The following is a 22,907-nucleotide window of genomic DNA, read 5'->3' as shown; positions in this document are numbered from 1 at the left end:
TGACAGCCAAAGAAGCCGGGTGTGTCAACCCGCGCTGCGTTCCTTGAAGCTCAGGCCGATGAACTCGGGGGTGTGATCGCCGAGGCCCACGACCTTGTTGCCGCCGCGCTCAGGTTTGTCGCCTGACTTGCCGGAACCTGAGCCTGAACCGCGACGACCGCGGCTGCGCTTGGGGGCATCCTCGGAGGGCGCTTCGGTCTCCACCGGCTTTGCCGTCTCCGCCTCGTCTTTCTTGCGGCCACGCGACCGGCTGCGCTTGGGCTTCTCGTCGGTCTTGCCCTCGGCATCGGGGGCCGGGGCCGGATCAGACGCCGCGCTCTTCAGCGGGTTGTCGATCCGCGGGATTTCACGCTGGACCAGTTTCTCGATGTCCGCGAGGTTCTTTTCGTCGCGCGGGATGCAAATCATCACCGCCTTGCCGTCGCGCCCGGCGCGGCCCGTCCGCCCAATGCGGTGCACATAGTCTTCCGCATGACTGGGCACGTCGAAATTGAAGACGTGGCTGACCGAGGGCACATCGAGCCCGCGCGCCGCCACATCCGAGGCCACGAGGAAGCGCAGCGTGCCATCGCGAAACCCGTCCAGCGTGCGGGTGCGTTGCGACTGGTCCAGATCGCCGTGGATCGGGGCCGCGTCATAGCCGTATTTCTTCAGGGATTTCGCGACGATATCCACATCGACCTTCCGGTTGCAGAAGACGATCGCATTGGTGCATTTTTCACCTTCCGCATCGATCACCGCGCGCAGCACCTTGCGCTTTTCAGACGCCTCGCGGTCGCGACGGCTGCCCTTGAACATGATCACACCCTGTTCGATGTTCTCACCCGTCGTGGCCTGGCGCGCGACCTCGATCCGCTCGGGCGCGGAGAGGAAGGTGTTGGTGATACGCTCGATCTCGGGGGCCATGGTGGCGGAGAAAAACAGCGTCTGCCGGGTGAAGGGCGTGAGGCCAAAGATGCGTTCGATGTCGGGGATGAACCCCATGTCGAGCATGCGGTCGGCCTCGTCCACGACCATGACCTTCACATCGTTCAGGATCAGCTTGCCGCGCTCGAAATGATCGAGCAGGCGACCTGGCGTTGCGATCAGCACATCGACGCCCTTGTCGATCAGCAGGTCCTGTTCCTTGAAGCTCACCCCGCCGATCAGCAGCGCCTTGGTCAGCTTGACGTATTTGGCGTAGGTGTCGAAGTTCTCGGCCACTTGGGCGGCCAGTTCCCGCGTGGGGCAAAGCACAAGGCTGCGCGGCATGCGCGCCCGCGCGCGCCCGCGAGCGAGTTGCGTGATCAGCGGCAGCGTGAAGCTGGCGGTCTTGCCGGTGCCGGTCTGGGCGATGCCCAGCACATCCTTGCCTTCGAGCGCCGGGGGAATGGCCCCGGCCTGGATTGGCGTGGGGCTTTCATAGCCCGCCTCGTCTATGGCTTTCAGAACTTTTGGATTCAGATTCAGATCAGAGAATTTGGTCATATGTGTCCGGTTTTAGCGGACACTGTCTTGGCCCGCAGCAGCGTTCATGTCGGCCCGCATGGCCCAAATAGGCGGCGACAGGCCGCGACATGCGGGCGTGCATAGCAACATGTGTGACCAGCGTCAAATCACTCTACTATCTATTGGTGAATCCACGGAAAAATCTGGTGTGGCGGGCATAGTGGTGCGCGGTTTCCGGGCAGTTATCGCGGCTTCGGCGTCACACCATCATTTCCTTTGTCGCGCTCAGCGTCACATCGGGGTAGTCGCGGGCGACGCGGTCGATGTCCCATTGCAGCCGCGTGAGGTAGACGATGTCACCGTCGTGGTCATGGGCGATGTGCTGTTTGTTGGCCTCCGTGAAGCTGTCGACGACCGGTTTTGCACCGCTGACCCAACGGGCGGAGGTGAATTGCGAGGCTTCAAAGCGCACCGGCAGCCCGTATTCCAACTCGATCCGGCTGGCGAGCACTTCGAATTGCAGCTGCCCAACCACTCCGACGACGAAGCCCGACCCGATGGAGGGTTTGAACACCTTCGCGGCGCCCTCTTCGGCGAACTGCATCAGCGCCTTTTCCAGGTGTTTGGCCTTCAGCGGATCGCCCGCGCGCACGCCCTGCAGCAGTTCCGGTGCGAAGGAGGGGATGCCGGTCACCCGGATCGCCTCGCCCTCGGTCAGCGTGTCGCCGATGCGCAGCTGGCCGTGGTTGGGGATGCCAATGATGTCGCCGGCCCAGGCCTCCTCGGCGAGCTCGCGGTCAGAGGCCAGGAACATCACCGGGTTGCTGATCGCCATGGGTTTTTTCGAGCGCACATGGGTCAGCTTCATGCCGCGCTCGAAATGCCCCGAGGCGAGGCGCACAAAGGCCACGCGGTCGCGGTGTTTCGGGTCCATATTGGCCTGCACCTTGAAGACGAAGCCGGCGACCTTCTTCTCCTCGGGCAGGATCTGGCGCGGCTCCGCCGTCTGGATCTGCGGTTGCGGGCCGTAAGAGGCGATCCCCTCCATCAGTTCCTTCACTCCGAAGGAGTTGATCGCCGAGCCGAACCAGATGGGGGTCAGCGAGCCTTCGTGCATCGCGGCCATGTCCAGCGGTGGCAGCAACTCACGCGCCATCTCGAGCTCCTCGCGCAGTTTGTCGAGCAGGGTTTCGGGCACATGCTCGGCCAGTTTCGGATCGTCCAGACCGTTGATCTCGATGCTCTCGGCGACGCGGTTCCGGTCGGCCCGGTCCATCAGCTCCAACCGGTCGCGCAGGATGTCATAGCAGCCGAGGAAGTCGCGCCCGACCCCGATGGGCCAGCTTGCCGGGGTCACGTCGATGGCCAGGTTTTCCTGGATCTCGTCGATGATCTCGAAGACATCGCGGCTTTCGCGGTCCATCTTGTTGCAGAAGGTGAGGATCGGCAGATCGCGCATGCGGCAGACCTCGAAGAGCTTCTGCGTCTGGCTTTCCACGCCCTTGGCGCCGTCGATCACCATCACGGCCGCATCCACGGCAGTGAGCGTGCGATAGGTGTCTTCGGAGAAATCCGAGTGGCCGGGTGTGTCGACCAGATTGAACCGGAACTCCTTGAAATCAAAGGACATGGCAGAGGCGGAGACCGAGATGCCGCGGTCCTTCTCCATCGCCATGAAATCCGAGCGCGTACGCCGTGCCTCGCCCTTGGCGCGCACCTGGCCGGCCATCTGGATCGCGCCACCAAACAGTAGGAATTTCTCGGTCAGCGTCGTCTTGCCCGCGTCCGGGTGGCTGATGATCGCAAAGGTACGACGGCGCGCAATCTCGGGCGGCAGATCGGGGCGGTTTTTGGGGCTGTCCAACATAAGCGCGCATATAGCGAGGCGCGCCCCTCGCGGCAAGCGCTGCGCGTGGAGCAGGCAGGTGGGGTGGGCTTTCAGGCCACCCGCCCGTCAGCGCAGCGAGGCGCGGCGCAGAAGCTCGGCAGCGTCGGGATGATCGAGCAGGTCTTCCTGCACTTCCAGCCCCTTCATGTCGTCGCGATGATAGCGCTCTGCCCCGTCTCCCGCGTTGTTCAGGGTCGGCGGCAGGAGCGCCGCCGTGCGCCCATCGACAAACATCGATTCCGCGGCGATGCCTTCGGCGTAGATGATCTGATGGGTGTCGAAGAGCAGCTGGAAGTAGTCCACAAACCCGCCCTGATCCACGGTCACGGTCGTGCCGTTCACCAGATGCCGGGCTTTCACCAGAAGCTCCGCCCGCCCGGCGCCAAGCCGGTCGGTGCGTTGATAGATGAAGAGCCGGTGATCGGGACTCACGATGAGGTCACGCGCGTTGTTCAACGTCCCCGCGGCAATCCGGATCGGCGCGAATTCCCCGACCGCCCGCAGGGTGCTCTGGCCGATCCAGCGGATCGCCTGCACCCCGTCATCGCGGGTCAGCACCTCATCGCCGGGCTTCAGGTCTTCGATCGGTCGCTGGCGACCCGAGCTCAGCGTGATATGCGTGCCGCGCGTGAAGGACACACAGGCCACTTGCGCCAGCTTCTGCAGCGCCTGCGCGCGGTCGATCCCGACCAGCTGGTATTCGGTTTTTGGCGTGAGCGGGGCCAGGGGCCAGGCAAAGACCTCCTCCGCATGCCCCTCCGCATCGGTCTGCACGAGGACCAGAACCTCGGTCACGGGCGTGTTCTGCGCCATCAGCGTCAGCAGGCAATCCACATGCACCTGCGCGTCCGGGCGCCCAATCTCAGTGTCTGCGCCGACCCGAAACCCGCCGTCCGGATCGCAGATGAGGCCGAGGCGCTGTGGCTGCGCATCGCCTTGCAGCTCATAGATATCATCCATGATCAGATCGCTGGCAAAGCTCAGCGGATCCCCGTCATTGGCCCCGGAGACCACGACCATATCCGACGCACGCAGCGCGGTGATCGACTGGTATGTGGTGGGCTCGGACATGGGCGGGCGGGCTTTCAATAGGCGGTTCTCGACGGGGCAGCCTAGATTTGTGGGGACCTCGGGTCAACTTTGCGGGTCTTTGACTGGCCTTGTCTGTGGCGGCGGTGCTACGCATGCGTGAATCATTCAAGGAGGATGCCATGGATTTGGGGATTAAAGGTAAACGCGCGGTTGTCTGTGCCTCGTCAAAAGGTCTCGGTCGCGGCTGCGCCGAGGCGCTGGCGGCGGCAGGCTGCGATCTGGTCCTCAATGCGCGCGGCGCCGAGGCGCTGGAGACCACCGCCGAAGCGATCCGCACAGCACATGGTGTCTCGGTCGAGGTCGTGGCCGCCGATATCACCACGGACGGGGGCCGCGCGGCGGTTCTGAGTGCGGCGGGTGAGGCCGATATCCTGGTCAACAACGCAGGTGGTCCGCCGCCGGGCATGTGGCACGATTGGGACCGCGAGGACTTCATCAAGGCGCTCGACGCCAACATGCTGGCGCCCATTGCGATGATCAAGGCGCTGGTGCCGGGCATGATGGAGCGCGGCTGGGGTCGGGTGGTCAACATCACCTCGCAGTCGGTCAAGGCACCGATCCCGCAGCTGGGATTGAGCAATGCGGCCCGCACCGGGCTGACCGGCTATGTGGCGGGCACCAGCCGCCAGGTGGCCGGATCGGGCGTGATCATCAACAACCTGCTGCCGGGCATCCACGCTACCGACCGGGCGCAGGCGCTTGATGGCCCGGTGGCCGAACGGGAAGGGATCAGCATGGAAGAGGCGCGCGCGCGGCGGTCCGCGACGATCCCAGCGGGGCGCTATGGCACCCGCGAGGAGTTCGGCGCCACCTGCGCGTTTCTCTGCTCGCAGCATGCGGGCTTCATCGTCGGGCAGAATATCCTCTGTGACGGCGGCGCCACCAACGCCACGATCTGAGCTATGGCCGCCGGATACTCGCTGAAGGACGATCTCTTCAACCCGCGCACGGTGGGCCAGCTGGCGGGGGAGTTTGCGCAAGGGGTGCCGGGCTTCGATGCCGCGCGCTTCGAAGAAGAGGCGCTGGCGGGCTTCCCCGAGCGCGAGTTGATGGCGCGGATGGAGTGGCTGGCCGATTGCGCCGAGGCGCAGTTGGCCACCGACTTTCCGACGATGGCGGACCAGCTCGAGGCGGCGATGCCCGCGCGGCTCGACCCGACGCTGCGGGACGATGACTTCGGCCAGTTCATCCATGCGGTGCCGGGGATTCTCGCTGTGAGGCACGGGCTGGAGGAGCACCGCGCGCGGGCCATGGCGCTGCTCTACGCCGCAACTCAGCGGTTTTCGATGGAGTTCTACATCCGGCCGTTCCTGAACCGCTGGACGGAGGACACACTGGCCGAGCTGGCGCTCTGGGCCGAAGACGAGAACTATCACGTACGGCGGCTGGTCAGCGAGGGCACCCGGCCCAAGCTGCCTTGGGCCAAGGCGGTTGTGCTGACGCCCGATCAGACGCTGCCGCTGCTCGACCGGCTGCATGGCGATCCGACGCGCTTTGTCACCCGCTCGGTCTCCAACCATCTGAATGACCTCTCCAAGACACATGATGATCTGGTGTTGGGCCGCTTGGCGGAGTGGACGTCCAAGGGTACGCAGGCGGCGAAGGAGCTCGACTGGATGACGCGCCACGCCCTGCGCACACTGATCAAGCAAGGACATGCGGGCGCGATGACGGCGCTGGGGTTCGATGCCAGCGTGCCGGTGAGCGTCAAGCTCGAGATCGAAACACCGCAGGTCGCCATGGGGGAGGCGCTGACCTTCAGCTGCAGTGTGGCCAGCGATGTTGATCTGCCGGTGCTGGTGGACTACCGCATCACCTTCGCACGACCCGAGGGCAAGACCGGCGAGAAGGTCTTCAAGCTCAAGCAAGGGCGGGCAACCCCGACCAAGCCGTTCGCCGCGCGCAAAGTGCATAAGCTCAAGGGCGATGCGACCACGTTTCGGCTCTATCCGGGCGCGCATAAGGTCACAGTGCAGGTCAACGGCGTCGACCGGGCAGAGGCCATCTTCGCGCTGACCTGATCGCGCCGCTTCACATTCCCGACAGGCCGGTGGCGGTGCATGCGCCGCTCGGTTAGCTCTTGCGTCACGCGGACGACAAAAGGGCGACATCCATGCAAACCACGGTTCTGATTATTCTTTTTGCGGCGGTGGTCGCGGTGAGCCTGTTGGCTGCGCCCCGTCGTGCCACGGTCGATGGCTTCTTCGGCGGGCAGAGCGCCGAGGGCCGCGCGCCGGGGCTCTGGATGCTGGTGCTGAGCCAGGTGACCACGTGGATTTTCGCCCGCTCGCTGATGAATTCGGCCATCCTCGGTTACTACTACGGCATTGCGGGCACGCTGGCCTATGCCGCCTACTACGGATCGTTCCTGACCGGCGGGTTGATCGTCGCGCATCTGCGCCGCAACGGTGCGGGCTCGGTGCAGGACTGGCTGGGTGCGCGCTTCGGGCGCGTGGGGCAGGGCACCTATAACCTCGTGATCGGGCTGCGCCTGCTGTCCGAGGTCTTTGCCAATCTGCTGGTGGTCGGGCTGATCTTTGATGCGCTCGCCGGAGGCAGCGGCACGGTGGCGATCCTTATCGTTTCGGTGCTGGGGCTGGCCTACTCCGCCTGGGGCGGGCTCAGCGCGGCGCTGCGGACCGATGTGGTGCAGATGCTGCTGTTCCTCGTGGCTCTTGTGTTGGCCTTCGGCGCGCTGGTGCTCTCGCCCGGGTTTTCGCTCGGCGCGGTGCTGACGGCCCCCGGTGTCTCGGGCGCGTACAACGGCTGGATCCTTCTGGCCGTCGCGGCATTGCAGGTCTTTTCCTACCCCGCGCATGACCCGGTGATGATGGACCGCGGCTTTCTCGCCGATGAAGAGACCACGCGCCGCTCCTTCCTGCATGCCTTCTGGATTTCCACTCTCTGCATCATCGCCTTCGGGTTCTTCGGCATCCAGGCGAGCCTGATCGGCGCGCCCTATGAAGGCGAGTTGATCGGCACCTGGGCGGGGATGTTCCCGCCATGGGTCTTCATGCTGCTGATCGTGTCGCTTCTGGTCTCGGCGCTGAGCACGCTGGATTCAGCGCTGGCGTCTTCGGCCCGGCTTGGCGTGGAAGAGCTGGGACTGGCCGCGCGCAGCCTCGCGGGCGGGCGCGGCGTCATGGTGGCGGTGATGGTCGCAGGTGCGGCGCTGACGCTCTGGGGCAATGCGACGCTCTTCGACGCGGTTGCGGTCAGCGGGACGGCTTCGATGTTCCTCGCGCCTGTGCTGCTGGTCGGGCTGATCAGAATGCGAGCTGTGCCGATCTGGTCGTATCTGGTGGCCTACGGGGCTGCGATGCTGGGGGCATTTGCCTATTTCGCGCGGAACTGGCCGAGCGTGGCCGCGCTCCTGCCCGAGGGGCACAAGTATGAACAGCTGCTGGTGATCTGCATCTGCGTTCTCGCCGTGGGCATGGCGGCAGTGCTTGCAGGGGCGCGGAAGGGCTGATAGCTCCTTATCCGATGAATTTGATCGGATTTGGGCCGACCCGTGACCACGCCTCCCCCCCGGCTTGAAATCAGGAACCTGCGGCGCGCCTTTGACGGGCGCGCGGTGGTGGATGATGTGAGCTTTGCGATCCAGCCGGGGCAGGTGACCTGCCTGCTGGGCCCGTCGGGCTGCGGGAAGTCCACCACGCTGCGGATGATCGCGGGCGTCGAGATGCAGGACAGCGGCGAAATCTATGTGGACGGGCATCTGGTCTGCGACACGATCTTCCGCCTGCCGCCCGAGCGGCGCGAGATTGGCCTGATGTTTCAGGACTTTGCGCTCTTCCCACATCTGAGCGTGGCCGACAACGTGGCCTTTGGCCTGAAGGGGGCGACCAAGGCCGAGAAGCGCGCGCGGGTCGAGGAATTGCTGACCCGGGTGGATCTCATGCGCTTCATTGACGGCTTTCCCCATCAGCTGTCGGGCGGTGAGCAGCAGCGGGTGGCGCTCGCCCGGGCCTTGGCGCCGAAGCCGAAGATCATGCTGATGGACGAGCCCTTTTCTGGCCTCGACAACCGGCTGCGCGATGGCATCCGCGACGAGACGCTGAACATCCTCAAGGAGGAGAACACCGCCGTCTTGCTGGTCACGCATGAGCCGGAAGAGGCGATGCGCATGGCGGATGAGATTGCCCTGATGCGGGACGGGCGCATCGTGCAGCACGGCGCGCCCTACAATGTCTACACACGGCCGGTGGACCGGGCGGCCGTGGCGTTTTTCTCGGACACCAATGTGCTGAAGGCGCGGGTGCAGGGCGCGCTGGCCGAGACGCCCTTTGGCCAGTTCCTCGCACCCGGTGTGCCCGATGGGACGGATGTGGACATCGTCTTCCGCCCGCAGCATGTGCGCATCGATTTCGACAGGGCCGGGCGGGGCCCGAAACCCACGGCCACCGATGGCACGGCGGCGCGCGGCGTGGTGCAGCGCGCGCGGTTCATGGGCAATGAGAGCCTCGTGGAGTTTGGCATGGACTACGACGGCTCGGTCTTGCGCGCGACGGTGCCGAATGTGTTTCTGCCGAAGCCGGGCACGGTCATGTGGCTGACGATCCGGCGGGACAAGTGCTTTATCTTTTGACGCTTCAGGAGGGTCTGCGATGACGCGATTGCTGGTGGAATTCGGGATGGGTACATCCCTGCGGCGGGGCGACTACACCCAAGCCGCCGTGCGGGGCGTGAAAGACGCGCTGTGGCACAATTCGATCAACCTGGCCGAACTCTTTGGCTTTGAGAAGACCGACATGCAGATCCGGGTGGACATCGGGGTGCAGCAGCCGGATCAGGTGGATGTGGCGGAGGTGCTCAAGGTCTTTCCCTATGGTGATGCGCAGGTCACGGTGCATCACGGCGGGCTCGATATCGCGCGCCCCGAGGGGGAGGGCAACCCGACGATCATGGCGAATGTGGCGCTGACCGTGGGGTTCGACATGGAGCGGACAGGTGGCTGAGCAGCGGTTGATCATCGAGATGGGCATGGGCAATGACCTGCACGGGCAGGACTACACCAAGGCGGCAAAACGCGCGATCGAGGATGCGTTCCGGCACTCCTCGCTGCCGATTTTTGGCGCCGTCGGGCTGTCACATGACCAGATGCGGGTACAGGTGACGGTCGGTGTGCAGGAGCCCGAGGCCGTGGATGTGGCAGCACTTGTTGAAACGCTGCCGCGCGGGCGCGCCGAAGTGCGGGTGGTCAAGGGCGGGCTGAACGTCGGCACCGATACCGATGATCCGATTGTCATCGCACAGGCCAGTGTCGAGGCCTTCCTGCCTCCCCAGACCGGCTGGCGGCTCAAGCCTTAGATACACGGGCGGTAAATTTTCCGCGGTGATGCTGGAATATTGCCGGTCCTGATCCGTTATTCGGTTAAGGGTCGACCGCTTCTGGCGGTGCGATCCGAGCTGAAAAAGGACAAATCTAATGAACAAACTGGGTATTGTAGCCGTTCTCGGCCTCATGACATTTCTGCAAGCCTGCGCGACGACGCCGCATGAACAAAGGCAGGTCGGCTGTGCCGGCGCCGGCATTGCAGGTGCCTTGGCGGGGGCTGCGCTTGGCAATCAACTGGGCGGCGGGTCCGGCAGAGACATCCTGACCGCTGGTGGTGCCGTTGCGGGTGGTCTCGCAGGCAACAACGCCGCGGGCTGCTAGGCGTCAGAACCAGACCGCCGCGTGCAAAGCCTCGGTTCGGTCAGGGCACGTAGTCCGCCAAGGTCTTTCCGGGCTCGTCCACAAAGAGCTCGGGGAGCGCCTCGGCGGTCTGGATCAGATCGACCCGGAACACCCGGAAATCCTCGCGCAGCTCGCACCAAGAGGTGAGCGTCCAGATCCGGCCCCAGTATTCCATATGCAGCGGGCGGATCACCCGGGTGGTCACGCGCGCGTCCTTCGAGGTGTAGGTGAGGCGGAGCTTTTGCTTGGCGCGGATCGCGGCGCGCAGGGTGGGCATATGTGCAAACCCGCGCGCCGCATCGGCGAAGGGGTAGACCGCGAATTTCCACTGGTCGGCGTCGGCAATGGTCTGCGTGGGCAGCACTGCATCGACCTTGTCGGCGAGGCTGAGCGCTGCGGCCTTGAGGTCCGGATCGGCGGCTTCGGCGACGATGGCCATACCAAGGTTCAGCGCCTCCAGTTCCGCCACGGTGAGGTTCAAGGGCGGCAAGCTGATCGCTTCAGTGATCATATAGCCGACACCGCGCTCGCCCTCGACCGGCACGCCCGAGGCCACCAGCGTGTCCATGTCGCGATAGATCGTGCGGGTGGAAACCTCCAGCCGTGCGGCGATGTCCTGCGCGCGGTGCAGCTTGCCGTCGCGCAGGATCTGGATGATGTCGAAAAGGCGATCAGTGCGGCGCATGATCCTCCGGTGGCAGGTAGAGCGAGATCGCCGCATGGCGCATCGACATGTCGCTCTGGTCGATCATCTCCATGAAAGGCCCGGCTTCGGAGCGGGCGAACATCGCCTCAGCCGCCGATTTTGCGGCCGCTTCCGATGTCCAGGTGATGAACTCGGTCCAGAGCCCGTCTGCATCTGCGCTGAGCGTGCGCGAGATCATGGCGCCGGTGCTGCGCAGAAACGGGGTCATTGCCTCGGCGGCGCGGGCGAACTCTGCCGGGTCGCGGCCTTCCTTGAGGCGGAAGGTGACGATTTCGGCAACGGTTGGGGCGGTCATACGCATGTCCTTCATGTTTGGTTTGACACGCCCGTCTTAGGGGTCACCAACTGACATAAACCTGTCAGTTGAGATTGGCGAGCGATAATTTTCTACACTTTTCGACCTTTGCCCGCAGTGTCCGACGGCTTTCAGGCTTCTGCAGAGCGGTTCGCGCGCGTATTGCTGAGGCAGACAGACCCGCTTTGCGGGGCGAGACCTTACGGGAGATTTATCATGTTGAACAATATTGGGCTTCCGGGCCTTTTGCTGATCGCCGTTGTGGTGCTGGTGCTCTTTGGGCGCGGCAAGATTTCCAGCCTGATGGGCGAAGTGGGCAAGGGCATCACCTCCTTCAAGAAGGGCATCAGTGAAGGCCAGGACGAGATCGCCAAGTCCGAAGAGGCCAAGGACGTCACCCCCGAGGCCGAAAAAGACAAGGTCTAGCGCATGTTCGATATTGGCTGGACGGAGATGCTGGTCATCGGCATCGTCGCGCTGATTGTTGTGGGCCCGAAGGACTTGCCGGTGCTGTTCCGTTCGCTGGGGCAGTTCGTGGGCAAGGCCAAGGGCATGGCGCGCGAGTTCAGCCGCGCGATGAACGATGCCGCCGATGAGGCGGGCGTGAAGGACGTGGCCAAAGGGCTGAAAGCGGCGACCAACCCGATCAATTCGGCGATGGACGGTGTGAAGAGCGCCGCCTCCGATCTCGGCAAGTTCGATCCGGACAGCGAGACCGGCAAGTTGGCGGCGGAACGCGCCGAAAATGCCAAGAAGATCCAGGCGGCCACTGCACGGGCCGCTGCGGATCGCAAGATGAAAGAGGCGGAGGAAGCGCAGGCGAAGGCGGCCGAGTTGGAAGCTGTGCGCGATGCTGAGCCGCCAGCCAAGAGTGAGACATGAGCGCATCCGACGACATTGACGACAGCGCGGCACCACTGATCGAGCATCTGGCCGAGCTGCGCACGCGGCTCATCCGCTCTGTTCTGGCGTTTCTGGTGGGCATGATCATCTGCTTCACCGTCGCCACACCGATTTTCAACTTCCTCACCGATCCGCTTTGCACCGTGCTGTCCGAGCGCGGGCAGGATTGTGACCTGATCTTCATCAGCCCGCAGGAAGGCTTCTTCGTGGCGATCAAGGTCTCTCTGCTGGGCGGCTTCATCCTCGCCTTCCCGGTGATCGCGCATCAGATGTGGCGGTTCGTGGCGCCTGGGCTCTACAAGAATGAGAAAGGGGCGTTTCTGCCTTTCCTCATTGCGTCGCCGGTCATGTTCCTGCTGGGCGCGTCCTTTGCCTTCTATGTGGTCACGCCGCTGGCCTATGACTTCTTCCTCGGCTTCCAGCAGTTCGGCGAAGGTGGAGAGGCGGTGGTCGGCGACCCGGCAACCTCGCCGGGGTTGAGCGTGGTTTTCCAGGGCTCGGCGCAGGAGTATCTGAACCTCACCATCAAGTTCATTGTCGCCTTTGGCATGTGCTTTCAGCTGCCTGTGTTGCTGACGCTGATGGGCAAAGCCGGGCTGGTCAGCTCCGAGGGCCTGGGCAACGTGCGCAAATATGCGGTCGTCGCCATTCTCGTGCTGGCCGCGCTGGTCACGCCGCCCGATGTGATCACACAGGTCATTCTCTTCGTCGTGGTCTATGGGCTCTATGAGGTTTCGATCTTCCTGGTGAAACGGGTCGAGAAGAAGCGCGAAGCGCGGCTGCGCAAGGAAGGCGTTTGGTTCGAGGACGATGAAGAGGCGGAAGACCTCGCGGAGGAACAGACGAAGTGATCGACGACCCGATGGACCGCATCGCGGCGGCGCTGGAGCGGATGGCTCCCGCCCCGCTGGACGCGCCCGATTTCTCGGTCGCCCCCGCTTTTGTCTGGCATGTGGATCCCGACCGGTTGGAACCGGTGCAGGACGTGGCGCGGGTCGACCTTGGGCTGCTGATCGGGGTGGACCGTGCGCGCGATACGCTGCTGGCGAACACCGAACAATTCGCGCGCGGCCTGCCCGCGAACAACGCGCTGCTTTGGGGTGCGCGAGGCATGGGAAAATCGAGCCTTGTCAAGGCGATCCACGGCGAAGTTCAGGCTGAATACGATGCGTTGCGGATCGTTGAGCTGCAACGCGAGGACTTGCCGTCCGTCGGGCGGTTGCTGAACCTGCTGCGCGGCGCGCCTTATCGGTTCATCCTGTTCTGCGATGATTTGTCCTTCGGTCACGACGATGCGCATTACAAGAGCCTGAAGGCGGTGCTCGACGGCGGGATCGAAGGGCGCCCGGAGAACGTGGTGCTCTATGCCACCTCGAACCGGCGCCACCTGATGCCGCGGGACATGATCGAGAACGAGCGTGGCAGTGCGATCAACCCGTCGGAGGCGGTGGAGGAGAAAGTGTCGCTGTCTGACAGGTTCGGGCTGTGGCTGGGCTTCCACCCCTGCGATCAGGACCAGTACCTGGCGATGATCCGGGGCTATTGTGACGCCTATGGTGTCAAGATCGGTGAGGACGATCTGCGGGCCGAGGCGATTGAGTGGCAGGCCACGCGTGGGTCACGCTCAGGCCGCGTCGCATGGCAATATTTCAACGATCTGGCAGGCCGAAAGGGCGTGACGCTGGGTGGTTCACCGGTTGCATCAGCCGGATGACCTTGCTCGCCTGACCAACGAGGCCGCGCGGGCGCAGTGTCATGTTCAGCCGCTTGCAGGCGGCGCCGGGTGCACCCAACTCGAAACAGGCGCTGACAGTGCGGCGGGGTCTTGCGCGGTGATAGGTCATCGCGGCCTCCGATCATCGTAAACCGGCGGAAGGGTGCCAGCACAGTGCGTCATCAACAGGGCCGCACCCGCCGGATTGTGGCGGGCGCCGGGCTATTCCTGGGTCATTTCAGCGCTTTGACAGTTTTAGGCTGTTTGGTCTGATCAGGCGGCTACTGCAGATAGGGCATCGGGTCGACGCTGTCGAAGCCCTTGCGCACCTCAAAATGCACATAGGCATCGTCGCCGCTGCGCAGCTTGGCCATGGTCTGGCCGCGCGTGACCTTGGTGCCTTTCTCGACCGCCACATCTGTTACATTGGCGTAGACGGTGAGCAGTTCAGGGTCATGCCGCACGACGATGATCGGGATACCGTCGGCGCTCTTGGTGATCGCGGCGACGGTGCCCGCATCGGCGGCCTTCACAGGCGCGCCCGCCTCGGCCTTGATGTTGATGCCCTCGTTCTTGCCCTTGGCGTATTCGCGGATGATCGAGCCGCTGACCGGGAAGACCATGCGCGCGTCGGAGGCCGTTTGCGTCTGCTTGCCCACATCGACAGGCGGCGGGGCTTCGACCGTCGGAGCCGGGTCGGTCTCGGGCAGGGGTTTCTCGGCGCTTGGCGGTGTCGGGGTGGGCGAGCCTGCACCGGGGCGGGTCACGGTTTCCGCCGGAGCTGGGGCGGCCTGCTTGGCCACTGGGATCAGCAGGAACTGGCCCTCGCGGATCGCGAAGTCGGGGCCGAGCCCGTTCCACTCGGCCAGAGATTTGACCGGCACATTGTAAAGCCGCGCGATGGTATAGGCCGTCTCGCCACGCTCGACCTTGTGGCGCGTGGGCTCTTCGCTGGTCTGCGGGGCAGGCGCTGCGGCGGTGGTGGCCGGGGGCAGGGCGGCGGTCTGCACGCCCTGGCTCTCGGGCGCGCGGTTGATCGCGTCGCCCGCAAGCGTGCCGATATCGACGCCACCGGATGCGGCACCTGCCGTGGCCGTGGAGGGCTCGGCGACCCGTTTGGGCAGGGCGATCACCTCACCCTGGCGCAGCGGCACGTCCGCTTCGATGCCGTTGAACCGGGCCAGCTCCGGGGCGCTGACGCCCAGCCGCGTGGCAACGCTTTGGATCGTATCGCCCCGCTCGGCCACGGCCACCTGGTAGTTGGGATAAGAGATCACGCCGCGGTCATCGGGGCTGGGGCGCTCGGCGGTCACGACACCGGTGGCTGCGCTCGCGGTGCTGAACTGGCCGAGCCCGCCGCGCAGGTCGAAATCGAGCGGATCAGCACATCCCGCGAGAACCAGAAGGGAGGTTGCGGTCATCAGCGAAAGGCGCGCGCGGGGGCGCGAAAACATCGGGGTCATCTGCTTGTCCTCAATCGGGCCACTGCCATGCATTGGTTTGGTCCAACACTTTATAGGACAGTTATAGCAGCTTATGTGTCCTTTCCCAAGCCTTCCAGCAGCGGAACGAAGCGGACCTGCCGCAATTCCTCGTATTCGACGCCGTCGGCCTGCTTGCGCACGACGATCAGGTGCTGCACCGCATCGGACTGGCCGACCGGGACAACCATGATGCCGCCGACCTTCAACTGCTCCATCAGCGTGCCGGGCGGGTCCTCGGCGGCGGCGGTCACGATGATGCGGTCGAAGGGCGCCTGGTCGGGGTAGCCGAAGCTGCCGTCGCCGGTGATGGCGGTGATGTTGGTGAGGCCCAGCTCGTCAAAGAGCTCGCGCGCCTCGCGCACGAGGCGGCTGTGCCGGTCGATGGTATAGACCCGGCGGGCGAGCTTGCTGAGGATCGCGGCCTGGTAGCCCGAGCCGGTCCCGACCTCGAGCACCTTGTCGCGGGGGCTGATGTGCAGCGCCTGGGTCATCAGCCCGACGACCGAGGGTTGGCTGATGGTCTGGCCGCAGGCGATGGGCAGCGGCATGTCCTCATAGGCGCGGGCCGAGAAGATGCCGCGGATGAAGGGGCCGCGATCAATCACCTCCATCGCCGAGAGCACGCGCGCGTCCGTGACCCCCTTGGAGCGGAGCGCGTAGAGGAACTGCATCTTGCGTTCCGCGTCGTCATTCATGTGGCGATGCCTGCGAGATGGTCCATCATGTCATGCGCGGTGAGATCCGCGCGCATCGGCGTGACCGAGACGTAGCCTTCGAGGTTGTCGGCGGCGTCCGAGCCTGGCGCGGTTGCGATCTGCTGGTTGCCACCCCTGATCCAGAGGAAACGGCGGCCTGAGGGCGAAGTGTGTGGCTCGGTTGAAAAGCCCGTCCCGGGGCGCATGCCTTGGGTGGAGAGGCGAATGCCTTTCACGTCCGCTGCGAGCACGGGCGGGAAATTCACGTTGTAAAACAGGCGGTAGCCGCCGTTTTCCTCCGGCGTCTTTGCGAGGATGCGGCGCACGACCTCCGCCCCATGCTGGGCCGCGGCGTCAAAGGGGTTGTCGGCGCGGGCGTTGGCTGGGCCGTAGTATTGCGACAGCGCGATGGCCGGCAGCCCTTGAAGTGCGGCTTCCATCGCGCCGCCGATGGTGCCGGAATAGAGCGTGTTCTCGGCCGAGTTGTTGCCCCGGTTCACACCCGACAGCACCAGATCGGGCAGCGCGTCTTTCATCACGTCATGCAGGCCAGCCAGCACGCAATCGGCCGGCGAGCCTTCGGTGGCGAAACGGCGGGGGCCAAACTCGCTGATCATCATCGGGTGGGTGTAGCTGATGCAATGCCCGACGCCCGATTGCTCAAAGGCGGGGGCCACGGTCCAGACCTCGCCTGTGGGGCCTGCGATATCGGCTGCAATCGCCTGCAGAATCTCAAGCCCGGGTGCGTTGATGCCGTCGTCATTGGTGATGAGAATGCGCATGAAACCGTCCCTTTGCGCCTTGATAGGCGAGGGTTGCGCAAGCGGCAAGGTGGGAGCCTCCGGCGGGAGTACTTTTAGAAGGGTGAAGCCGCAAGTTGTGCGAGAATGGTCGCCGCCTCGGCGTGGGGGTCTGCGAGTGCTGCGCGATCCTCGCCGGGATAGAACCGGCCGCGGGTCGCTGTGGGCATGGGGGCGGGCGTCACGATATGCACCTTTGGCCCCGTATTGATGGTCTCGGCCTGCCAGCTTTTCGCCAGCGCGATTTGGGCGGCCTTTGTGGCGCCGTAGCTGCCGAAGAATTTCTGACCCGCGGCGGGATCGTCAAAGAATACGGCTTGCCCGTTCTGGCCCAGCAGCGGGGCGACATAGGTGATGAGCGTGCCGGTGGCGGTCACGTTGGCGGCGACAGATTTCGCGAACTCCTTGCTGTCGATGTGATCGGCGGGCGCGAGGAGCGCAGCGTGGATCGCCGTGTGCAGCCAGAGATCGAGATGGCCCCAGCGGTCGAAGATGCCCCGGCAGAGCGTCGCCATGGCGTCTGGCTTGGTGATGTCCATCGGCGCCAGCGTGGCGCTGCCGCCTTTCGCCTTGATCCGGTCGTCGAGCTCTTCCAGTGCGCCGGTGGTCTTGGCCACGGCGATGATGTGGTGGCTGGGGGCGAGGGCTTCGGCCAATGCAGCGCCAAGGCCGCGGGAGGCGCCGGTGATCAGGGCTGTCTGTGTCATGGCCGCGTGATGGGCGCGATTGGGCGCGGCGTCAAGCGGTCTTGCGGTGATAGGTGAGCGTCAGAAAGGCGCAGTGGTCGAGGGCGTCGTGCGGGAGGGGTTGGCGGAGGTACATGTGCAGCGCGCGGTTGGCCTCGTAAGTGAAAGCGTCGGGGTAAAGGTTGCGCATCGTTTCGGCCAGCGTGGTCTGGCAGTGCACATAGAGGCTCAGGCGGTCCGGTTCGGTGTCATGCCAGTCACAGCGGAGCGTTGAGCCAATGCGGGGCCCGGCGGGCAGCCAGGAGGGTTGCCCCCACTTCAGTGTTTCGGTGAGCGCGCCAATCTCTGCGCGGTTGGCCACGCTGTGCACGATCTGGCGCAGGGTCGCGAAACGCGCCTGCGCCGGCTGCGGCCAATGCGACATGCTGGTGGCGATTTGGTCGGGCAGCGGTGGCATGGTCACAGTCTGGTCCATGCTGCTGACAAATCCGGGCAAGAGATGTTACTCCGCCGCCTTCATCTCGAAGCCGCTTTCGATTTGGTCGGCGGGCTCCACCGGGTATTCACCCGAGAAGCAAGCGTCGCAATACTGCGGCTGGACCGCGTTGCGCCCGTCGGCCTCGCCCACGGCGCGGTAGAGGCCGTCGAGTGAAATGAACTTGAGGCTGTCCACTTGCAGATGATCGCGCATTTCCTCTTCGGACATTGTGGCGGCCAGCAGTTTTTCGCGCTGCGGCGTATCGACCCCGTAAAAGCAAGGCCAGGCGGTGGGCGGGGAGGCGATGCGAAAATGGACCTCTTTGGCGCCCGCGTCGAGGATCATTTCCTTGATCTTGCGGCTGGTGGTGCCGCGCACCACGCTGTCATCGACGAGGATCACCCGTTTGCCTTCGATCAGGGCGCGGTTCACGTTGAGCTTCAGCCGCACACCCATGTTGCGGATCTGCTCGGTCGGCTCGATAAAAGTGCGGCCCATGTACTGGTTGCGGATGATGCCCATCGCGTAGGGGATGCCGGAGGCCAGCGAATAGCCGATGGCGGCGGGGGTGCCGCTGTCGGGTACCGGGCAGACCAGATCGGCCTCGACCGGCGCTTCCTTGGCCAGTTCGCGGCCAATCGCCTCGCGCGTCTCATAGACTGAGCGGCCGCCAAGGATGCTGTCGGGGCGGCTGAAGTAGACATGCTCGAAGATGCAGAAGCGGGGTTTTTGCGGGCGGAAGGGGAACTGGCTGTCGACGCCATCCTTGGTGATCACCACCATCTCGCCCGGCTCGATCTCGCGGATGAATTCGCCGCCGATGATGTCGAGCGCGCAGGTCTCGGAGCTGAGCGCCCAGCCGTCGCCGACGCGGCCCAGCACCAGCGGGCGCACGCCCAGCGGGTCGCGCACACCGATCAGTTTGGTACGCGTCATGGCGACGACAGAAAAGGCACCTTCGACCCGGCGCAACGCGTCTTCCATGCGTTCGGGGATGGTGCGCTGCAGCGAGCGGGCCATCAGGTGGATGATGCATTCGCTGTCCGAGGAGGACTGGAAGATCGAGCCGCGCTCGATCAACTCGCGCCGCAGCGCATTGGCGTTGGTGATGTTGCCGTTGTGTGCGATGGCCGCGCCGCCCATGGCAAACTCACCAAAGAAAGGCTGCACGTCGCGGATCGCCGTCTGGCCTTTCGACCCGGTTGTGGAATAGCGCACGTGGCCGATGGCCAGCGGACCCGGCAGGGTTTCCATCACCTTCTGCGAGGTGAAGTTATCGCGCACGTAGCCAAAGCGTCGGGCGGACTGGAAGCCTTGCTCCGGATCGTGGCTGACGATGCCGCCCGCTTCCTGGCCGCGATGCTGCAGCGCGTGCAGACCAAGAGCCACGAAGTTCGACGCATCGCTGACGCCGATCACGCCAAAAACACCGCATTCTTCCTTGAGTTTGTCGCCATCCTCACCGTCATCGAGACAGGAGGTGTCAAAAGGATGTGCGGGGGGCATGATCTTCGACAACGGGGCAGCTCCGAATCCGGTTCGAGTCGGCACCAGTATGTAGGCGGTCAGGCCCGGGCTGTCACGAAACTATCATGATGCGCGGCGCAATTGTCGCGCGCGCACCACGCTTGCAACACGTGTGACGGGAACTGCCCGGGTCGTGGGCGCAAAATCAGGCGCCACAGCTGCCGACGAGTGTCTCGTATTGCTCTGTGATCCAGCCGAGCGCCTGTTCGGGCTCGGAGTTCTGGATGCGGTCGGAGACCTGGCTGAAGACCACGGCAGAGCGGCTTTCGTCGACCACGGTGTAGGTCTCTCCGGTCACGATGGTTTCATAGACGAAAAAGGCGATGGCCACGAGCAACACGCCGCGGGCCACGCCGAAGACAAAGCCAAAGCCCTGGTCGATGCCGCCGAGGGCGGAGCGTTGCACCACCGAGGCGAAGAGCGGGGTGAAGAGCGAGACGACGATCAGGGCGACAGCGAAGACGAGGGCAAAGGCGCCGATGACCGAGAGCTCGCAGCTGTCGGCGATGAACTCGCCCACCACCGGGATTTCGCGCACCAGCGGTTCGACCTGCGGGGCGAAGAGAAAGCCCAGAACGGCGGCGGCGATCCAGCCGACGATGGCCATGACCTCGCGCACAAGCCCGCGCCCGTAGGCCAGCAGCGCCGAGACGATGATGACGAGCGCAACCACGCCGTCAATGATGGTAAAGCCTTCCATAGTCTCTCAACGCCCTTGTTTTTATGCGCTCAGCCTGCGCCGAATACCTCGCCGACGAAGCTGGTCAGATCGCCCATGGTGGTCAGGCTCAGGCCGCTTGCGCCGATTGTCTTGCCGCCCCGTGGAGCGATGGCAGCGGTGAAACCAAGTTTTTGCGCTTCTTTCAACCTGTTTTCGGTCTGTGACGCGGGGCGCAGGGCCCCGGAGAGGCTGATTTCGCCGAAAACCACCGTATCGGCGGGTAGGGCGGCGTCTTCCCGCGCGGAGAGCAGGGCCGCTGCCACGGCGAGGTCGGCGGCGGGCTCGGTGACCTTCATGCCGCCTGCGACATTGAGGTAGACGTCGAGCCCAGCAAAGGGGATGCCGCAGCGTGCCTCCAGCACGGCAAGGATCATCGCAAGGCGTCCGCCGTCCCAACCCACCACGGTGCGGCGGGCCTGGGCATGGGGGGACGGGGCGACGAGGGCCTGGAACTCGACCAGCACCGGCCTTGTGCCTTCGACACCGGCGAAAACGACGGAGCCGGGCGAGGGTTCACCGCGCTCGCTCAGAAACAAGGCAGATGGATTAAGAACCTCGGCCAAGCCTTTGCCAGTCATTTCAAAAACGCCGATCTCATCAGCCGGGCCGAAACGGTTTTTCACAGCGCGCAGGATACGGAACTGGTGCCCGCGCTCGCCTTCGAAGTAGAGCACGGTGTCGACCATATGCTCGACCACGCGTGGGCCCGCGATCTGACCCTCTTTCGTGACATGGCCCACGAGCACCACGCTGATCCCCTTGCGCTTGGCGAAGCTGGTGAGCTCATGAGCGGCGGCGCGCACCTGGCTGACGGAGCCGGGGGCGCTTTCCACATTGTCGGCCCACATGGTCTGGATCGAGTCGATGATGGCAAGCTGGGGTTTTTCCGCCTCCAGCGTCGTCAGGATATCGCGCAGGTTGGTCTCGGCGGCGAGCTTTACCGGCGCATCCGCGAGCCCGAGGCGCTGGGCGCGCATGCGCACCTGCGCTGAGGCTTCCTCGCCAGAAACATAGATTGTTTTCAAACCGTTGCGCGCGAAGGCGGCGGCGGCCTGAAGCAGGATCGTGGATTTGCCGATGCCCGGGTCGCCGCCCACCAGCGTGGCTGAGGCTGGCACGAGACCGCCGCCCAACACGCGGTCGAGCTCAGCGATGCCGGAGGTGGTGCGGGGTGGGGGCGCCTCCTCGGTGGCGAGGTCGGTCAGCACGATGGAGGACCCGCGTTTGGCACCGAGGGACTTGGCTGGGCCCTTCGAGATCCCGGCGTCTTCGGAGATCGTGTTCCACTCGCCACAGGCCTCGCAGCGCCCGGCCCATTTGGTGGTGACATTGCCGCAGGCGGAGCAGGAAAAGGAAGGGGATTTGGCCATGCCCCGTTGTGGCGCAGCGGGAGGGCGCGCTCAAGCTCTTTTCCGGGGTGTTGCGCAGGCCCGGCGGCAGCGTACGGTCATCTTTAGGCGAATCAGGGTTAACGCGTTGAAATTGCTCATTCGGCAACGTCGGTATCACGTCGGTATTTTGTCGGTATCGCGTCGGTGCGACGTCGGTGCCGGGCCGGGGTAAAGAGGGCGTGCGGCGCGGTAAGGAGAGATTATGACGGTTGTGGATCGCGAGCGCGTGGCGGCGGTGCCCTGGGGCGACGGCTGTCTCGCCTGGCCGCTGGCCGAGGGGCAGGACCTGTCGGTCAAGCTGGAGGAAATGCCGCCGGGCACGCGGGAGCAGCGGCACCGGCACGCCCGCGCGCGGCAGCTGTTCTTTGTGCTCTCCGGTGTGCTCGAGATGGCCTACGATGGCGCGGTGCATCAGCTGCGCGCGGAACAGGCGTTGGAGGTGCCGCCGGGGGTGCCGCATCAGGCGCGCAACGAGGGCGGCGAGACCGTCCGCTTTCTGGTGATCTCGAGCCCTACGACAGCGGGAGACCGCGAGGCGGTGAGCTGACCGCCCGGCCGCCGCAGACCGGCTTGCGCATTCTTTTGGTGTGATGGGCGCGAGACCGCCGCTGACATGCCCGCAGGCTGGCAAGAAACATCCGACCCCGCGCCGCGCCGTGCGCGCCGCTTGACTGATACCTGCGCGCGCGCGCTCCTTTTCGTATTTTCAGTAGAGAGGATACGAGATGTTTGAATTTGAAGACTATGTTTTGATGCCGCTCGAAATTGCCGACACCACCTTTCCAGACACCGCCAGTCCAGATGATCCCGCGGAGGTGCAGCCGACCGGCTACGCCCCCGAGGCCGCAGAGGAGGCCGAGACCAACGAGCCGCCCGCGCCGATGAGCGACGAACGGCTCGAACAGCTGGAAGAGGCGAACGAGGCGCTGGGCGACTGGTTCGATGACACCTATGGCGAGGATCCGGACGAGATACCCACCGCTGCGGAGATGGAGCAGGACTTCAAGGAGGGGCTGCGCGAAGGCGATGAAAAGGCCTGGGACGCGGCCTGGGAGCTGGCGGAATACCTCTATGGCATGGAGGACATCGAGAATGATCCCTTCTGGTCGCAGGTGGTGACAGAGAATATCGCCGAGGCGATTTTCGGGACCTCGGAAGGGCTGATCTATGATCCGGCGCAGGGCAAGATCATCTTCGATCCGAATTATGAGCCATCGGATGGCGGCGGCGACGATTATGAAGATGAGGAAGAGGACGACGAGGACCACTCAGACCATGAAGACGAAGACGAGTTCGACTTCTATGACGATGACGATGACGATGACGACGACGATGACGAGCCGGGCGGGACGGTGACCGTGCTCTTTGAGGATGATGACGAAGATGAGTACTAGGGGCCGGACCGCCGCGCCGTAA

Annotated in this window: 26 protein-coding genes; 13 read left to right on the top strand and 13 right to left on the bottom strand. The window is 64.6% G+C overall.

Annotation, left to right across the window (positions count from 1 at the left end; all coding sequences use genetic code 11):
• Nucleotides 1–24 precede the first annotated feature (24 nt).
• The 3 genes from ACVC7O_RS13315 to ACVC7O_RS13305 all read right to left on the bottom strand — a co-directional run bounded on the left by ACVC7O_RS13315 (nt 25) and on the right by ACVC7O_RS13305 (nt 4,387).
• Nucleotides 25–1,467 carry a DEAD/DEAH box helicase gene (locus ACVC7O_RS13315; protein ID WP_458322606.1) on the bottom strand — a complete coding sequence of 481 codons (1,443 nt, stop codon included), beginning with the start codon at nt 1,465–1,467 and terminating at the stop codon, nt 25–27.
• Between the two features lie 220 nt (nt 1,468–1,687).
• Entirely contained in the window at nt 1,688–3,295 is a 1,608-nt protein-coding gene (locus ACVC7O_RS13310) for a peptide chain release factor 3 (RefSeq protein ID WP_458322605.1), read from the bottom strand.
• Nucleotides 3,296–3,382: 87 nt separating this feature from the next.
• Nucleotides 3,383–4,387: a Hint domain-containing protein gene (locus ACVC7O_RS13305; protein ID WP_458322604.1), complete on the bottom strand. Its 1,005-nt coding sequence runs from the start codon at nt 4,385–4,387 to the stop codon at nt 3,383–3,385.
• A 140-nt stretch (nt 4,388–4,527) separates the two neighbouring features.
• Between ACVC7O_RS13305 and ACVC7O_RS13300 the strand changes: the two genes are divergently transcribed.
• From ACVC7O_RS13300 to ACVC7O_RS13270, 7 genes are all read left to right on the top strand, one after another.
• Nucleotides 4,528–5,307 carry an SDR family oxidoreductase gene (locus ACVC7O_RS13300; RefSeq protein WP_458322603.1) on the top strand — a complete coding sequence of 260 codons (780 nt, stop codon included), beginning with the start codon at nt 4,528–4,530 and terminating at the stop codon, nt 5,305–5,307.
• Between the two features lie 3 nt (nt 5,308–5,310).
• Nucleotides 5,311–6,429, top strand: coding sequence for a DNA alkylation repair protein (locus ACVC7O_RS13295; protein ID WP_458322602.1), 1,119 nt, complete (start codon nt 5,311–5,313; stop codon nt 6,427–6,429).
• Between the two features lie 92 nt (nt 6,430–6,521).
• Entirely contained in the window at nt 6,522–7,880 is a 1,359-nt protein-coding gene (locus ACVC7O_RS13290) for a sodium:proline symporter (protein WP_458322601.1), read from the top strand.
• Nucleotides 7,881–7,922: 42 nt separating this feature from the next.
• Nucleotides 7,923–8,999: an ABC transporter ATP-binding protein gene (locus tag ACVC7O_RS13285; RefSeq protein WP_458322600.1), complete on the top strand. Its 1,077-nt coding sequence runs from the start codon at nt 7,923–7,925 to the stop codon at nt 8,997–8,999.
• Nucleotides 9,000–9,018: 19 nt separating this feature from the next.
• Nucleotides 9,019–9,369 carry a Lin0512 family protein gene (locus ACVC7O_RS13280; RefSeq protein ID WP_458322599.1) on the top strand — a complete coding sequence of 117 codons (351 nt, stop codon included), beginning with the start codon at nt 9,019–9,021 and terminating at the stop codon, nt 9,367–9,369.
• Nucleotides 9,362–9,721, top strand: a complete 360-nt coding sequence (locus tag ACVC7O_RS13275; RefSeq protein ID WP_458322598.1) for a Lin0512 family protein — start codon at nt 9,362–9,364, stop codon at nt 9,719–9,721. Before ACVC7O_RS13280 ends, ACVC7O_RS13275 begins: the two co-directional genes overlap by 8 nt.
• Nucleotides 9,722–9,839: 118 nt before the next feature.
• Nucleotides 9,840–10,070: a glycine zipper 2TM domain-containing protein gene (locus tag ACVC7O_RS13270; RefSeq protein WP_458322597.1), complete on the top strand. Its 231-nt coding sequence runs from the start codon at nt 9,840–9,842 to the stop codon at nt 10,068–10,070.
• A 40-nt stretch (nt 10,071–10,110) separates the two neighbouring features.
• Here ACVC7O_RS13270 and ACVC7O_RS13265 read toward each other — a convergent pair whose 3' ends face one another.
• Both ACVC7O_RS13265 and ACVC7O_RS13260 read right to left on the bottom strand, forming a co-directional pair.
• Nucleotides 10,111–10,776 carry a helix-turn-helix transcriptional regulator gene (locus ACVC7O_RS13265; RefSeq protein WP_458322596.1) on the bottom strand — a complete coding sequence of 222 codons (666 nt, stop codon included), beginning with the start codon at nt 10,774–10,776 and terminating at the stop codon, nt 10,111–10,113.
• Complete coding sequence (locus tag ACVC7O_RS13260; RefSeq protein ID WP_458322595.1) at nt 10,763–11,092, bottom strand: hypothetical protein; 330 nt, start codon at nt 11,090–11,092, stop codon at nt 10,763–10,765. The genes ACVC7O_RS13265 and ACVC7O_RS13260 overlap by 14 nt, the downstream gene beginning before the upstream one ends.
• A gap of 216 nt (nt 11,093–11,308) precedes the next feature.
• Between ACVC7O_RS13260 and tatA the strand changes: the two genes are divergently transcribed.
• The 4 genes from tatA to ACVC7O_RS13240 are packed head-to-tail and all read left to right on the top strand — an operon-like array spanning nt 11,309 to nt 13,709.
• Nucleotides 11,309–11,518 (top strand): twin-arginine translocase TatA/TatE family subunit, encoded by a 210-nt coding sequence (gene tatA, locus ACVC7O_RS13255; RefSeq protein WP_263844751.1) that lies wholly within the window; start codon nt 11,309–11,311, stop codon nt 11,516–11,518.
• Between the two features lie 3 nt (nt 11,519–11,521).
• A complete protein-coding gene (gene tatB, locus ACVC7O_RS13250) occupies nt 11,522–11,974 on the top strand; it encodes a Sec-independent protein translocase protein TatB (protein WP_299670966.1) in 453 nt (150 codons plus the stop codon).
• Nucleotides 11,971–12,846 carry a twin-arginine translocase subunit TatC gene (gene tatC / locus ACVC7O_RS13245; RefSeq protein ID WP_458322594.1) on the top strand — a complete coding sequence of 292 codons (876 nt, stop codon included), beginning with the start codon at nt 11,971–11,973 and terminating at the stop codon, nt 12,844–12,846. Before tatB ends, tatC begins: the two co-directional genes overlap by 4 nt.
• Complete coding sequence (locus ACVC7O_RS13240) at nt 12,843–13,709, top strand: ATP-binding protein (RefSeq protein ID WP_458322593.1); 867 nt, start codon at nt 12,843–12,845, stop codon at nt 13,707–13,709. The genes tatC and ACVC7O_RS13240 overlap by 4 nt, the downstream gene beginning before the upstream one ends.
• A 281-nt stretch (nt 13,710–13,990) precedes the next feature.
• Here the strand turns inward: ACVC7O_RS13240 and ACVC7O_RS13235 are convergent, their stop codons facing one another.
• From ACVC7O_RS13235 to radA, 8 genes are all read right to left on the bottom strand, one after another.
• A complete protein-coding gene (locus ACVC7O_RS13235) occupies nt 13,991–15,172 on the bottom strand; it encodes a LysM peptidoglycan-binding domain-containing protein (protein WP_458322592.1) in 1,182 nt (393 codons plus the stop codon).
• A gap of 71 nt (nt 15,173–15,243) precedes the next feature.
• The gene (locus ACVC7O_RS13230) at nt 15,244–15,888 is read right to left on the bottom strand and encodes a protein-L-isoaspartate(D-aspartate) O-methyltransferase (RefSeq protein ID WP_458322591.1); all 645 of its coding nucleotides are present in this window, start codon (nt 15,886–15,888) and stop codon (nt 15,244–15,246) included.
• Nucleotides 15,885–16,670: a 5'/3'-nucleotidase SurE gene (surE, locus tag ACVC7O_RS13225; protein ID WP_458322590.1), complete on the bottom strand. Its 786-nt coding sequence runs from the start codon at nt 16,668–16,670 to the stop codon at nt 15,885–15,887. Before surE ends, ACVC7O_RS13230 begins: the two co-directional genes overlap by 4 nt.
• A gap of 74 nt (nt 16,671–16,744) precedes the next feature.
• Nucleotides 16,745–17,395 (bottom strand): SDR family NAD(P)-dependent oxidoreductase, encoded by a 651-nt coding sequence (locus ACVC7O_RS13220; RefSeq protein ID WP_458322589.1) that lies wholly within the window; start codon nt 17,393–17,395, stop codon nt 16,745–16,747.
• Between the two features lie 31 nt (nt 17,396–17,426).
• Nucleotides 17,427–17,831: a DUF1801 domain-containing protein gene (locus ACVC7O_RS13215; protein WP_458326092.1), complete on the bottom strand. Its 405-nt coding sequence runs from the start codon at nt 17,829–17,831 to the stop codon at nt 17,427–17,429.
• Nucleotides 17,832–17,876: 45 nt separating this feature from the next.
• A complete protein-coding gene (gene purF / locus ACVC7O_RS13210) occupies nt 17,877–19,358 on the bottom strand; it encodes an amidophosphoribosyltransferase (protein ID WP_458326091.1) in 1,482 nt (493 codons plus the stop codon).
• Between the two features lie 166 nt (nt 19,359–19,524).
• Nucleotides 19,525–20,079 carry a CvpA family protein gene (locus tag ACVC7O_RS13205; RefSeq protein WP_458322588.1) on the bottom strand — a complete coding sequence of 185 codons (555 nt, stop codon included), beginning with the start codon at nt 20,077–20,079 and terminating at the stop codon, nt 19,525–19,527.
• 29 nt (nt 20,080–20,108) lie between these two features.
• Nucleotides 20,109–21,470 (bottom strand): DNA repair protein RadA, encoded by a 1,362-nt coding sequence (gene radA, locus ACVC7O_RS13200; RefSeq protein WP_458322587.1) that lies wholly within the window; start codon nt 21,468–21,470, stop codon nt 20,109–20,111.
• 223 nt (nt 21,471–21,693) lie between these two features.
• Here radA and ACVC7O_RS13195 point away from each other — a divergent pair, with 223 nt between their 5' ends.
• Together ACVC7O_RS13195 and ACVC7O_RS13190 are read left to right on the top strand one after the other, a co-directional pair.
• Nucleotides 21,694–22,038, top strand: a complete 345-nt coding sequence (locus tag ACVC7O_RS13195; protein ID WP_458322586.1) for a cupin domain-containing protein — start codon at nt 21,694–21,696, stop codon at nt 22,036–22,038.
• Between the two features lie 178 nt (nt 22,039–22,216).
• Nucleotides 22,217–22,885: a hypothetical protein gene (locus tag ACVC7O_RS13190; protein ID WP_458322585.1), complete on the top strand. Its 669-nt coding sequence runs from the start codon at nt 22,217–22,219 to the stop codon at nt 22,883–22,885.
• Nucleotides 22,886–22,907 lie beyond the last annotated feature (22 nt).

Source organism: Roseobacter cerffii (genome assembly GCF_054226325.1).
This window is presented reverse-complemented; position numbering and strand designations above follow the sequence as displayed.